This is a genomic window from Winslowiella iniecta (assembly GCF_001267535.1).
GTDB classification, from domain to species: domain Bacteria; phylum Pseudomonadota; class Gammaproteobacteria; order Enterobacterales; family Enterobacteriaceae; genus Erwinia; species Erwinia iniecta.
In genome coordinates this window covers 26,585-39,200 of the sequence record NZ_JRXE01000039.1, presented here as the reverse complement: position 1 = coordinate 39,200, position 12,616 = coordinate 26,585, and the positions used below count along the sequence as shown (strand labels likewise).

At 49.7% G+C, this 12,616-nt stretch carries 11 protein-coding genes and 4 tRNA genes; 12 read left to right on the top strand and 3 right to left on the bottom strand.

Translation table 11 applies throughout. From position 1 onward, the window contains the following. Window positions 1–225: 225 nt before the first annotated feature. Window positions 226–1,263 carry a UDP-N-acetylmuramate dehydrogenase gene (gene murB / locus NG42_RS20395; protein WP_052902654.1) on the top strand — a complete coding sequence of 346 codons (1,038 nt, stop codon included), beginning with the start codon at window positions 226–228 and terminating at the stop codon, window positions 1,261–1,263. Further along, the gene (gene birA, locus NG42_RS20390; RefSeq protein WP_052902653.1) at window positions 1,260–2,222 is read left to right on the top strand and encodes a bifunctional biotin--[acetyl-CoA-carboxylase] ligase/biotin operon repressor BirA; all 963 of its coding nucleotides are present in this window, start codon (window positions 1,260–1,262) and stop codon (window positions 2,220–2,222) included. The genes murB and birA overlap by 4 nt, the downstream gene beginning before the upstream one ends. Window positions 2,223–2,291: 69 nt before the next feature. Here birA and NG42_RS20385 read toward each other — a convergent pair whose 3' ends face one another. After that, the gene (locus NG42_RS20385) at window positions 2,292–2,672 is read right to left on the bottom strand and encodes a hypothetical protein (protein WP_053116014.1); all 381 of its coding nucleotides are present in this window, start codon (window positions 2,670–2,672) and stop codon (window positions 2,292–2,294) included. 583 nt (window positions 2,673–3,255) lie between these two features. Here NG42_RS20385 and NG42_RS20380 point away from each other — a divergent pair. The 5 genes from NG42_RS20380 (at window position 3,256) to NG42_RS20360 (ending at window position 8,678) form a co-directional block, all read left to right on the top strand. After that, the gene (locus NG42_RS20380) at window positions 3,256–3,789 is read left to right on the top strand and encodes a fimbrial protein (protein ID WP_052902662.1); all 534 of its coding nucleotides are present in this window, start codon (window positions 3,256–3,258) and stop codon (window positions 3,787–3,789) included. A gap of 162 nt (window positions 3,790–3,951) precedes the next feature. Next, a complete protein-coding gene (locus tag NG42_RS20375) occupies window positions 3,952–6,471 on the top strand; it encodes an outer membrane usher protein (RefSeq protein ID WP_053116379.1) in 2,520 nt (839 codons plus the stop codon). Between the two features lie 48 nt (window positions 6,472–6,519). Beyond that, window positions 6,520–7,269 carry a fimbria/pilus periplasmic chaperone gene (locus NG42_RS20370; RefSeq protein WP_052902652.1) on the top strand — a complete coding sequence of 250 codons (750 nt, stop codon included), beginning with the start codon at window positions 6,520–6,522 and terminating at the stop codon, window positions 7,267–7,269. A gap of 26 nt (window positions 7,270–7,295) precedes the next feature. Continuing rightward, a complete protein-coding gene (locus tag NG42_RS20365) occupies window positions 7,296–7,823 on the top strand; it encodes a fimbrial protein (RefSeq protein WP_162231043.1) in 528 nt (175 codons plus the stop codon). Between the two features lie 33 nt (window positions 7,824–7,856). Continuing rightward, window positions 7,857–8,678 carry an MrpH family fimbial adhesin gene (locus NG42_RS20360; protein WP_053116012.1) on the top strand — a complete coding sequence of 274 codons (822 nt, stop codon included), beginning with the start codon at window positions 7,857–7,859 and terminating at the stop codon, window positions 8,676–8,678. Between the two features lie 42 nt (window positions 8,679–8,720). On the opposite strand, the gene coaA is transcribed toward NG42_RS20360, so the two are convergent. Further along, entirely contained in the window at window positions 8,721–9,671 is a 951-nt protein-coding gene (coaA, locus tag NG42_RS20355; protein WP_052902650.1) for a type I pantothenate kinase, read from the bottom strand. Window positions 9,672–9,877: 206 nt separating this feature from the next. Beyond that, window positions 9,878–10,426, bottom strand: a complete 549-nt coding sequence (locus NG42_RS20350) for a GNAT family N-acetyltransferase (RefSeq protein WP_052902647.1) — start codon at window positions 10,424–10,426, stop codon at window positions 9,878–9,880. Between the two features lie 375 nt (window positions 10,427–10,801). On the opposite strand from NG42_RS20350, the gene NG42_RS20345 reads away from it, so the two are divergent. From NG42_RS20345 to tuf, 5 genes are all read left to right on the top strand, one after another. Next, window positions 10,802–10,877, top strand: a tRNA-Thr gene (locus NG42_RS20345). A gap of 11 nt (window positions 10,878–10,888) precedes the next feature. Beyond that, window positions 10,889–10,973 (top strand) — tRNA-Tyr (locus tag NG42_RS20340). Window positions 10,974–11,093: 120 nt separating this feature from the next. Beyond that, window positions 11,094–11,168: transfer RNA gene (locus NG42_RS20335), tRNA-Gly, on the top strand. Window positions 11,169–11,176: 8 nt separating this feature from the next. Next, window positions 11,177–11,252 (top strand) — tRNA-Thr (locus NG42_RS20330). A 114-nt stretch (window positions 11,253–11,366) separates the two neighbouring features. Next, window positions 11,367–12,551: an elongation factor Tu gene (gene tuf, locus NG42_RS20325; RefSeq protein WP_052902645.1), complete on the top strand. Its 1,185-nt coding sequence runs from the start codon at window positions 11,367–11,369 to the stop codon at window positions 12,549–12,551. The last annotated feature ends 65 nt before the right edge of the window (window positions 12,552–12,616 follow it).

Here is a 12,616-nt window from a genome sequence, read left to right as displayed (position 1 = left end):
GTGGGGTCTCCCCATGCGAGAGTAGGGAACTGCCAGGCATCAAATTGCGATAACCCTCAGCGAAAGCTGAGGGTTTTTTGCGTTTGCGCTCCCGCAAGACCCCCCGAAAATCCCCCTGAATTTCCCTTCACTGCTGTGATAACAGCTTCTGATCAGTCATTTATTCCATTAAAACGCCCGACAATCGGGTAAACTGTGCGCAGATAAATCAGTAAAGGCTCAGACATGTCCCGCGATATCAATTCATTAAAGCCCTTTAATACCTTCGGAATCGACGCAAACGCCAGGAAAATTATCCTCGCTGAAACAGCAGAGCAGCTCTGCGAAGCATGGCATGAGAGCCGAAGCGCAGCCGTGCCTTTTTTGCTACTCGGGGAAGGGAGTAATGTCCTTTTTCTCGAAAACTTTGCGGGTATAGTCGCGGTTAACCGTCTGAAAGGTATCAAGGTTGCTGAGGATGACGATGCCTGGTCGTTGCATGTAGCCGCCGGCGAGAACTGGCATGCTCTGGTAGAGTACAGCCTGAAGAATGGTTTCTCTGGTTTAGAGAATTTAGCCTTGATCCCGGGCTGTGTGGGCTCTGCTCCGATTCAGAATATCGGTGCTTATGGTGTCGAACTGAATCAGATTTGTGAATACGTTGATGTGCTCAATCTTAATAGCGGAGAAATTGAGCATATTCGGGCAGAAGAGTGCCAGTTTGGCTATCGTGACAGCGTATTTAAACATCATTATCGTGATGGCTATGCCATTGTCGCGGTCGGTTTACGCCTGAAAAAGGTCTGGAAGCCGATAATGACTTATGGTGATCTAACCCGGCTGGATCCGTCGACGGTAACCCCGCAGGAAATTTTTGATAGCGTATGTCAAATGCGTCGCAGCAAGCTTCCCGATCCGCAGGTTACCGGTAATGCAGGCAGCTTTTTCAAAAACCCGGTGATAAGCGCTGAACAAGCCGCAGCGATTGCCGCCGAATTTCCGCAAGCTCCTCAATATCTCCAGGCCAATGGTCAGGTAAAACTGGCCGCCGGTTGGTTGATCGATCAATGTGATCTGAAGGGTTATGGCAAAGGTGGGGCGGCGGTACATCGTCAGCAGGCACTGGTAATTATTAATCAGCAACAGGCAACGGGTCAGGATATTGTTGCGTTAGCCCATGATGTTCGCCAGCGTGTTGGTGAGAAGTTTAATGTCTGGCTCGAACCCGAAGTCCGTTTTATCGGTGCCACAGGCGAGAAAAATGCTGTCGAGGTGATCGCATGAGAGATAATACCGTACCCTTAGCGCTGGTGAGTATTTTAGCTGACGGCGAATTCCATTCTGGCGAACAACTCGGTGAAACGCTGGGAATGAGTCGCGCGGCGATCAATAAACATATTCAGACCTTAAAAGACTGGGGACTGGATGTCTTCACTGTGACCGGCAAAGGCTACAGCCTGTCTGCACCACTGCAGTTACTTAATGAAGAAAGCATTGCTATGCAACTGGATAAACACCGTGTTTCAGTTATCCCGGTTATTGATTCTACCAATCAGTATCTGCTGGATCGTATGGACTTATTGCAGTCGGGCGATGCCTGTGTGGCGGAATATCAACAAGCAGGTCGTGGACGCCGTGGCCGACAGTGGTTCTCACCTTTTGGTTCTAATCTCTACTTGTCGATGTTCTGGCGCCTGGAGCAAGGGCCTGCGGCGGCCATGGGGCTGAGCCTGGTGATCGGTATTGTGATGGCGGAAGTTCTTCAGGAGCTGGGTGCCAAAGATGTCAGAGTAAAATGGCCTAACGATCTCTATCTGCAGGATCGTAAACTGGCGGGTATTCTGGTGGAACTGACGGGAAAAACGGGTGATGCAGCCAACCTGGTGATTGGTGCGGGTATAAATCTGGCGATGCGTTCGCCTGATGCTTCTGTGGTGAACCAGGGTTGGATCAACCTGCAGGAGGCTGGGATCAATATTGATCGTAATGCGCTGACTGCAATGTTGGTTAATAAACTGCGCCGGACTCTGCTGGATTTTGAACGCGACGGACTGACACCTTTCCTTCAGCGCTGGGCGGCACTGGATAATTTTATCAATCGACCGGTTAAATTACTGATTGGCGATCGTGAAGTGCTGGGAATTGCCCGCGGTATTGATCAGCAGGGTGGTTTATTACTGGAGCAGGACGGCATTACCAAATCCTGGGTAGGAGGAGAAATCTCTCTCCGGCCACAACAGTAAGTCTGACTTAGCTGGAGGCTTTATTGCCTCCAGCGGGTTGAGAATTTTGCAGCAGAAAGAAGCGATAAATTACTTTCCCGCTGACTCTGTCGTACCGTCCTTAATTACCGCATACCATCTTAATGAGTTAGCTATTGGCGTCGGCGTAACAACCACTCGCTGTTGCTCAACCAGCTTTAACAAAATACTGCGCGTCTGATATATTCCCATCTCACAGTCTTCCGCCAGCACCCGCGTGCTAATCCACTCCTCATAAGCAGGTGGCGACAGCTTCTTGCAGCGCTTAAGTAGCGCATTATAAAGTTCCTCAAGCAGAATATTGCGCTTCTTCCCTCTGCTAATTGTTTCTGTTACCGGTTTTTTTATCGACTCCTGCCAGGGAATGACATCTTCTGCATGTGGCAAAAGTCCTGAAGCAAATTGCTGTAAAGGTAAATTTCCATTTCTCATAAATAGTGAACTCCTTGTCATGTGAATTAGCACAAAAAACTTATTAAGATAGTTCTTAAAATCCCTTTCCAAACAGTTATTTATGAAAATATCTGACGTATTTTATTATCCTTTAAATAGTCCTCTATGCCGGATATTGTAGACTGTAAATGATTTTAAGGAACTAATATTTTACTAAAAAGTAAATGTATAGTGTTTTATGCTGATTTGTATATCTTCGCGACCTGTTATGTCGCAATGAATTCACTATATTAATTTGTTAAGTGAAAAGTTTCGTATTTAACCGACGAGAAAATATTACTTTTAAATCCTATTTCTTCTTTGTAAAGTTTCAATGACAATCTGAATAAAGACCAGTGCAGAGAAGGATTCTTCGTAAATGGTCTTATTGCTGAATGCAAGGCAATCTTTCGCGATGCCATCATTTATCATCAGGTTGTTTCTTTATAATCACTCACATGGCAGTTGTTAGGCACATTTGTCGTGCTTGCCATTTAAAAATATACACATATCAAAATCTATATGTTCATTTTTTAAAATGAAAGGAAATCTTGTGATTGAATTTAAAAAGGATAAGAAGTTCATGGAAGTGAATAAGATAATGATGACTGCAGTGATGATATTTGGTTCTGTTTCAGTCGCAGATGCTGCAGATGCCGGTCATGGAAAATTGACGTTTAGCGGAGCGATTATTGACTCACCCTGTTCAATTAGTCCTGATAGCGTAGATCAGACGGTTGAGCTCGGACAGGTCTCGAATGTTGCACTGGCCGCTAACGGCAATACCGGCACTTCCGTACCTCGCCCGTTCCAAATCAGACTCGAAAACTGCGATATAACCACAATGAAAACCGTACAAGCCATTTTTTCTGGCCCGGTATCGGCTTATGACCCTGATAGTCTGGGGATTAGTGGTACTGCAAGTGGTGCCAGCATCGAGATGAACGATGGTAGTAATAACAAAATAAGGTTAGGTGTACCGACGACGCCTCAGCCTCTGTTGCAGGGTTATAACACGCTGCCTTATACCGCGTATCTTCGGGGTGGTGGTGCTTCCGCGACAATTACTCCTGGTGAATTCCAGAGTATTGCTGGGTTCACACTCGTTTATCCATAAACAGGGAGGGGCATGTGAAGCGGAATTTCACATGCCTTTTTACAACGGAGAGGAACAATTAGTTACTCAGTTTCAGCTCTGAATTTTTACCTGAATCTCCTCATTGTAAAAATTGTGGCACCAAGGGATGCCTGAGGTGGATAAAGACTAAGAAATTATCCAATGAGTGATAAAAACAATGGACGTTTTAACGCTCTCAGCTATTTGACAAAGGCGATTTTAATTTCGTGTTTACTCGATAGCCTACCAGCATCTGCAAATGAAATTCGCTTCAACACTGATGTGATGGATATTAAGGACCGGGAGAATATCGATTTTGCGCAGTTTTCTCGTCGTGGATTTATTTTGCCCGGGAGCTATCAAATGTCGATTATGATTAATCGCCATGAATTACCAGAACAGGAAATCCATTTTTATCCCGTGGATAATAACCCAGAGGGCAGTCAAGCCTGTCTGACCCGCAACGAAGTGACGGCGTTTGCCATCAAGCCCAACCTGCTGGCCCGGCTCACCTGGTGGCACCACGGCGAATGTCTGGATATCTCCAGTATCGCCGGAATGGAAGTGCGGGGCGAGCTGGGGGAGGGCGTGCTGGTTGTGAAAATCCCGCAAAACTGGCTGGAGTACGATGCCAGTGACTGGGATCCGCCTTCGCGCTGGGACGACGGAATAGCCGGCGTACTGCTGGATTACAACCTGAATATGCAGGCCACTGAACAGCATCATACTGGCACACAGAGTTACAGTATCAGTGGTAATGGCGTCACCGGCGCTAACTTCGAGGCGTGGCGGCTGCGTGCGGAGTGGCAGGGACGCTTCGGCGAGAAAACGCAGAGTGGGGAAAACCGCCAGTATGATATCGACTGGAGTCGCTACTACGGCTGGCGAGCAATACCCAGCCTGCGAGCGCGCCTGACGCTGGGAGAAGATAATCTCGATTCAGCCATTTTTGATAGTTTCCGTTTTACTGGCCTGAGCCTGAACTCAGACGACAGTATGTTACCGCCCGGCTTACGGGGCTATGCTGCCGAAGTTACGGGTGTCGCCAGAAGCAATGCCAGAGTGATCATCAGCCAGCAGGATCGCGTACTGTATGAAACTCAGGTACCCGCTGGCCCCTTTCGTATTCAGGATCTTAGTGATGCGGTAGCAGGTAAGCTGGATGTGCGTATCGAAGAGCAGGATGGGAATATCCAGCGTTTTCAGATCGATACCGCCACGGTGCCGTATCTCACCCGTCCAGGTATGGTGCGCTATAAGCTGGCTGCCGGAAAGCCCTCGCTGACTGCCCACCGTCTTACCGATCCACTGTTTGCCAGCACAGAATTCTCCTGGGGCATTTCTAATAGCTGGTCAGCCTATGGCGGCAGTATCCTCGGAGAAGAATATCAGGCAGTGTCGGCGGGGATTGGACGAGACTTGTTTATCCTCGGCGCAGTCTCTGTTGATGGCACCGTGTCGCGCGCGGATGTCTCTGATGACATTAGCCTGAGTGGAGAATCCCTGCGCCTGAGCTACGCCAAACGTTTTGAATCGATTTCCAGCCAGTTAACCTTCGCCGGCTATCGGTTTTCCGAGCGTAATTTTATGACGATGTCTGATTATCTGCTGGCAAAGCAGGATAATTCGCTGAGTCGTCACGGCAAGCAGCTCTATACGCTCACCTTCAGGCAGCAGTTTACCCGCTGGCAGCTGGATGCATATCTCAATTACAGCCACCAGAGTTACTGGGATCGCCCTCACAGCGAACGATATGATCTGACTTTAGCCCGAATGTTTGATCTGGCTGGCTGGAAGAATATCAACGTTTCGCTGGCCGGTTTCCGCAATAAGTTCAGTGACCGCGATGATAAGGGTGGCTGGATCGCTTTCGCCTTGCCGTGGGGAACACAATCAACACTAAGCTATAACCTCTCCCTAAATAATCAACAGCTTGAGCAGAGCGTGGGATATTTTAGAAATATTGATGAGCAGCATAACTATCAGCTTAGTGCTGGCACTACACCTCAGGGAGGGGCGTTCAGTGGCTTTTACAACCACGCGGGAGAGAGTGCACAACTGAGCGCCAGTGCTGGCTACCAGCAAGGTCAATATAGCTCAATTGGATTATCAGCACAGGGTGGTGCAACCCTGACGCCTGAAGGGGGAGCAGTGCATCGCGTCTCGGCTTCTGGCGGCACCCGGTTACTGGTGGATGTTGATGGCCTCGCTGACGTACCGGTAAGAGGATATGGCAGCCCGGTCAAAAGCAATGTTTTCGGTAAGGCGGTGATAACAGATATGCACAGTTATTACCCCAGCCGTGCCCGTATTGATGTTGAAAGGCTGTCTGACGATATTGAAGCAACCCGATCGGTAGTGCAGGCCACGCTGACGGAAGGGGCTATCGGTTATCGAAAATTCAATGTGACTGCAGGTAAGAAGGCGATGGTCAGTATCCATCTCGATAAGGAACAGGTTCCACCCTTTGGCGCGTTGCTGCGCAATGAAAAAATGCAGCAGACCGGCATGGTCAGTGATGAGGGCAGTGCCTGGCTGAGTGGCATCCGGCCGGGCGAGAGAATGTCGGTTGAGTGGGATAATAGCGTGCAGTGCTATGTACAAATACCTGTTTCGTTATCAGAACCGCAGTTAGCTGCGCTCAGTCTGCCTTGCCGTAACCGGTCGGTCGGGGCTGAATAGTTTTTAAGGACATCATTCAATAATCGTTACAGGGATGGATAGCGTGATATGAAACTTAATTTGTCGGGCCGCGCCGTCGCGGTCATCTTGCTGGTGAACCTCAATACATCAATGGCTATGGCCGCTATTGCGCTCGACCGCACAAGGGTCATTTATAATGCCGGCGACAAAGCGATTAGCCTGAGTATCAGCAATGAGAATAAGCAATTGCCTTTTCTGGCTCAGAGCTGGCTGACCGACGAGCAGGGAGAAAAAATCAGCTCGCCATTAATGGTGTTACCTCCGGTGCAACGTGTTGAGCCGGGCGAAAGAAGCCAGATAAAAATACAGGCGCTGCCAGCGGCCGAATCGCTGGCGCAGGATAGAGAGACCCTTTTTTACTTTAACCTGCGCGAAATCCCCCCACGTAGCGACAAACCCAATACCTTACAAATTGCATTGCAAACCAGCATCAAGCTGTTTTACCGACCACAGGCCATTGTGCCTGGTGAGGCAGAGCGGCTGACGCCGTGGCAGCAACAACTGACGCTGACCCGGCGGGATGACCGCTATCAAATCGCTAATCCGACGCCTTACTTCATCACGCTGGTAGACGCCAGGCATCATCAGAAGAGCACTACGGCGGCGGGGTTTGCGCCGTTAATGATTGCGCCACGAGATAAGGCATGGCTGGGCGGCTCGCTCTCCAGTCTGGGATCAGAGCCGGTGCTGACTTACGTCAACGACTACGGAGGGCGTACTGAGCTTAAATTTCGTTGCGAAGCCGATCGCTGCCGGGCGGTGGTAGAGCATAAATAATGATCGACCTGCCCGGAGATAAATCGATGAAGCCATGGCAAAAAAGCGGCAGTCAGCCGGGAAGTATCCTGCTGTTATGTAGCGTAATGCTTGTCGCCTTTGGTATTAACCTGCTGAGCGTAGCCCATGCCGTTCCGCAGAAGAATATAATGCTGCGTGTGGTACTGATTACGCCGGCCTGCACGATTAATCAGGGGCAGATGATCACGGTCGAATTTGGCGACAACCTCAACGCGGATAAAGTCGACGGGCAGAATTACCTGCAGGATATCGATTTTAAGCTGAAGTGTCCCGGTACGGTTGCTCCCTCAGTGGTGACATTGACGCTGGCCGGCGCTGTCAGCCCATTTGATATTACCGCACTGGATACCAATATGCCGGGTCTGGGGATAAGAATGCTGCTGGATGGAGTACCACTGGAGATTAACAAATCAGTACCGATTGATATCGGGCATCTGCCGAGACTGCAAGCGGTACCGGTTCAGCGTCATGGAGCCATCTTGGCGAAAGGTAAGATAAGAGCCTCCGCCACATTGCGTGCCGTTTATTTATAGCCTTGCTGGCTATGCGAATAAAGGAACAATGGAATGTTTATCAAACTAGTCAGGGCGTTAATCCTCCTGCTGACTGTGCTGGCGCAACAGGTGATGGCGGGGGCTTATGTGTTTCCTCTCTCTTTCAATAATCTTCAGGTGGTGCATCGGCTGGTGGGATGGGAGGAGAATGAAATCGATCTTAACCCTTGTTTTAAATGGCCAAGTTGTTATGTCGGTCTGGATGTGATGTATCGCTCGCATGCGCCGAGTATGTACTCTTCCTGCGCCCTGAATAATAACTGTATTCGTATTGAAAGGCTGCGGACGCGTAAAGAGGTGATGGAAGCGTGGCGACAGGCAAAAGGCATCCCTTACACCGGCGTGTTTAACGTCGAGAGCCGGCAAGCCACTTGCGTCGGGATGTTCTATATCGATCAACCGCAGCATCCCACGCCAGAGACCCGCACCGCAGTGAAGTTTCCTGGATCGGTATGCGGTGAGCTGCCTCCGGAAAATCAGTCATGTCACATAGTCCTGCCGCTGGAAATTAATTTTGGCGTGCTGAACAGCCTGCAGATTAATGATACCGCGCAGGAAGTTACCGGATATTTGTACTGCTCATTAGCTGGAACGGTCAGTGTGTTTGCGGAGTCTCTGTTGGGAGAGCGTCAGATTTATTTTGATGGTGCCAGGAGAAATTTTTACAGCACGCTGACGATTAACAATCAGGATGCATGGGATGGCGTGACATTTACCCTGCCGGGCAACAATAAGCGGCAAAGTTTTACTCTAAAGGCTGCGCTCGGAGCGAAAGAGATGCCGGAGGCGGGAAAATACAGCGCCAGTGGCATCGTTTATGTCTCTTACCTGTAATGAAAGGGTACAGCAGAACAGACTCTGCTGTTCCAGGCACCGTTATTTACGCAATCGAACGCATTCCACCGCATGATCGGCACTTTTGGTCATAATCAGGCTGGCGCGTTCACGGGTAGGTAAAATGTTCTGCTTAAGATTCAGCCAGTTAATCTCTTTCCATAGCTGAGTCGCGATACCAACGGCTTCCTGTTCCGAAAGTTGGGCATAATGATGGAAATAGGAATCAGGATCGGTAAATGCGCCCTGGCGGAATTTCAGGAAGCGATTGATATACCATCTTTCCAGCAACTCTTCTGGCGCGTCAACATAGATTGAGAAATCGACAAAATCTGAAACGAATACATGATGCGGATCGTGCGGATAATCCATCCCGGTCTGTAATACATTCAGGCCTTCGAGAATCAGTATATCCGGCTGTTGTACAATCTTGTCCCCGTCGGGGATCACATCATAAATCAGATGCGAATAGACCGGAGCAGTAACCTGCGAAGAGCCTGATTTCAGATCAGACACGAAATTGACCAGACGATGCATATCATAGGATTGCGGGAATCCCTTTTTCTTCATCAGTCCGCGCTCTTTCAGCACGTCATTAGGGTGCAAAAAGCCGTCGGTGGTAATCAGCTCAACGCGTCTGTGTTCCGGCCAGCGGCTCAGCAGCGCTTGCAGGACACGCGCCGTGGTGCTCTTGCCGACGGCAACGCTGCCAGCAATGCTAATGATATAAGGAACTTTCTGACCATCGGTGCCTAAAAACTGCTCGAGCACTGCCTGACGGCGTACGTTGGAACTGATGTAGAAATTCAGCAAACGTGACAAAGGCAGATAGATCTCAGCCACTTCTTCCAGCGAAAGATCTTCGTTAATGCCTTTCAGACGTGCAATCTCTTCTTCTGAAAGCGTCATTGGCACGGAGTCACGTAACGCTGCCCATTGGGTCCTGTCGAACTCTAAGTAGGGCGTAGTTACCAGGGAATCTTTTTTGCTCATATGCATGCTTCTGCCAGCAAATATTTACCCGTCAGCACGTTGCATAAGGGCTGACGTGAAAACGCCATCTCCTTATTTCGCTTACGTACTCAGGGAAATTTCAGAAAACAATGCGCAGGAGGTTAACACCAGTAAGGCGAGAAAAAGAAGGAAAAAGATAAATGTGCAGACGCAATCGCAACAACGCCCGCACTTTTGCACTTTTGTTAACTGGCAATCGAACGGATCAGCGGGTTAACCGCGAACAGTCTCTTGTAATAGATCACCGATGCATGGAAATAGCCATCGGGTGAACTGGCATAATCGGGGATTTCACCGAGACAGTGGTAGCCCTGTGCGCGCCAGAATGCTTCCGAGGCTGAGCCAGCACGGGTATTCAGGCAGAGCAGCCCACGCTGCTGCTCATGCGCGCTGCGCTCAAGAGCAGCGATCAGCATTTTAGCCGTGCCCTGACGTCTGACACGCGAGTGCACCAGCAGTTTATGAATTTCCGCGCGGTTTTGACCATCCGGCTTTTGACAGATCTCCAGCTGGACGCTGCCACGTAATCCCTGAGGGTCACGGGCAATCCACAGCAGCCTTTCCCGTTTGGCGATTTCAGAGCGCAAACTATGAAAGTAACTTTCAGCCGCTTCACGTGTTAAACGTTGTTGATACCCGACGGACGCATTACTGGCGACAGCATCCATTAACAGAGTGGCCAGCTCGCTACGATACAGAGGTAAGGTGGCAGCATTGAGTAAGATGATTTTCATGCGTTCTCCTCCTTAAAGACTTTCATTGATTAGATGCAATAAGCGATCCAGTGCTGGATAGTGGAAAACAGGCGGTAAATGTTCATCCCTGAGCGAAAAATTGCACTATCGATGAGCATGACGACAGCGAGTGGTGCAGAAGGGTGGCGTTTGTATGATTGTTGAGCGGTTGACGGGCGCCGAAAGAATTAAATGGCTACAACCTGGCGCAGCGGTCGCAGCAAAATGCGCTGGTGAGTGGCTTTTATTGCGCGTTTTTTCTCCAAAAAATCGTCAATTTGCGAAGTTTTGCACAAATAATAAGCGAAAGCACATTTATCGCAATTTTTTTGTTGCATCCCGCGCCCGCAGTTCCTAGAATGCGCACCACTTGATGCCGGCTTAGCTCAGTTGGTAGAGCAACTGACTTGTAATCAGTAGGTCACCAGTTCGATTCCGGTAGCCGGCACCATCAAGTACCCAGGTGGGGTTCCCGAGCGGCCAAAGGGAGCAGACTGTAAATCTGCCGTCACAGACTTCGAAGGTTCGAATCCTTCTCCCACCACCATATTCAGACTGAGCTCAAGCACAGTCAGGGTCAGCAGGCTAAGCCGGTTGGCTCGAATAATAAGAAACTCCTCTTATTATTCATAAGCTACAGAAAGAACAGGTAGCCGAGTTCCAGGTTGCGGGCATCGTATAATGGCTATTACCTCAGCCTTCCAAGCTGATGATGCGGGTTCGATTCCCGCTGCCCGCTCCAAAAGATGTGCTGATATGGCTCAGTTGGTAGAGCGCACCCTTGGTAAGGGTGAGGTCCCCAGTTCGACTCTGGGTATCAGCACCACTTCACAATCTCCCTCCCTGATTCTTCTCTGTGACCAAAAAATTCAACAGTTCAGGCAATGCCTGGTTGATGTGGTGATATCACCGATTTATCCGTGTCTTAGAGGGACAATCGATGTCTAAAGAAAAATTTGAACGTTCAAAACCGCACGTCAACGTCGGTACTATCGGCCACGTTGACCATGGTAAAACTACCCTGACTGCAGCTATCACCACCGTACTGGCTAAAACTTTCGGTGGTTCTGCTCGTGCATTCGATCAGATCGATAACGCGCCAGAAGAAAAAGCTCGTGGTATCACCATCAACACTTCTCACGTTGAGTATGACACCCCGACTCGCCACTACGCGCACGTTGACTGCCCGGGACACGCCGACTACGTCAAAAACATGATCACCGGTGCTGCTCAGATGGACGGCGCTATCCTGGTTGTTGCTGCGACTGACGGCCCTATGCCTCAGACCCGTGAGCACATCCTGCTGGGTCGCCAGGTTGGCGTTCCTTACATCATCGTGTTCCTGAACAAATGTGACATGGTTGATGATGAAGAGCTGCTGGAACTGGTCGAGATGGAAGTTCGCGAACTGCTGTCTGCTTACGATTTCCCGGGCGACGATCTGCCGATCGTTCGTGGTTCTGCTCTGAAAGCGCTGCAAGGCGAAGCAGAGTGGGAAGCTAAGATCGTTGAACTGGCGGGTTACCTGGATTCTTACATCCCTGAGCCAGAGCGTGCGATTGATAAGCCATTCCTGCTGCCTATCGAAGACGTATTCTCCATCTCCGGCCGTGGTACTGTTGTTACCGGTCGTGTAGAGCGCGGTATCGTTAAAGTTGGTGAAGAAGTTGAAATCGTTGGTATCAAAGATACTGCGAAATCTACTTGTACCGGCGTTGAAATGTTCCGCAAACTGCTGGACGAAGGCCGTGCTGGTGAGAACGTTGGTGTTCTGCTGCGTGGTATCAAACGTGAAGACATCGAACGTGGTCAGGTTCTGGCTAAGCCAGGCTCTATCAAGCCACACACCACTTTCGATTCAGAAGTTTACATCCTGTCTAAAGACGAAGGCGGCCGTCATACTCCGTTCTTCAAAGGCTACCGTCCACAGTTCTACTTCCGTACTACTGACGTGACCGGTACCATCGAACTGCCAGAAGGCGTTGAGATGGTAATGCCAGGCGACAACGTAAACATGAAAGTGACCCTGATCCACCCAATCGCGATGGATGACGGTCTGCGTTTCGCAATCCGTGAAGGCGGCCGTACTGTTGGTGCGGGTGTTGTTGCTAAAGTTATCGCTTAATCGCGGATAATATTTGACGCAACGCACAAGAAAAGGGCATCATTTGATGCCCTTTTTGCACGCTG

Bases quoted from the DNA above. Each gene is read 5' to 3' on its own strand.
- NG42_RS20365 (WP_162231043.1), top strand. From the start codon at position 7,296: ATGAAGCCATGGCAAAAAAGCGGCAGTCAGCCGGGAAGTATCCTGCTG.
- NG42_RS20385 (WP_053116014.1), bottom strand. From the start codon at position 2,672: ATGAGAAATGGAAATTTACCTTTACAGCAATTTGCTTCAGGACTTTTG.
- murB (WP_052902654.1), top strand. From the start codon at position 226: ATGTCCCGCGATATCAATTCATTAAAGCCCTTTAATACCTTCGGAATC.
- NG42_RS20350 (WP_052902647.1), bottom strand. From the start codon at position 10,426: ATGAAAATCATCTTACTCAATGCTGCCACCTTACCTCTGTATCGTAGC.
- tuf (WP_052902645.1), top strand. From the start codon at position 11,367: ATGTCTAAAGAAAAATTTGAACGTTCAAAACCGCACGTCAACGTCGGT.
- NG42_RS20375 (WP_053116379.1), top strand. From the start codon at position 3,952: ATGAGTGATAAAAACAATGGACGTTTTAACGCTCTCAGCTATTTGACA.
- NG42_RS20380 (WP_052902662.1), top strand. From the start codon at position 3,256: ATGGAAGTGAATAAGATAATGATGACTGCAGTGATGATATTTGGTTCT.
- NG42_RS20370 (WP_052902652.1), top strand. From the start codon at position 6,520: ATGAAACTTAATTTGTCGGGCCGCGCCGTCGCGGTCATCTTGCTGGTG.
- coaA (WP_052902650.1), bottom strand. From the start codon at position 9,671: ATGAGCAAAAAAGATTCCCTGGTAACTACGCCCTACTTAGAGTTCGAC.
- birA (WP_052902653.1), top strand. From the start codon at position 1,260: ATGAGAGATAATACCGTACCCTTAGCGCTGGTGAGTATTTTAGCTGAC.
- NG42_RS20360 (WP_053116012.1), top strand. From the start codon at position 7,857: ATGTTTATCAAACTAGTCAGGGCGTTAATCCTCCTGCTGACTGTGCTG.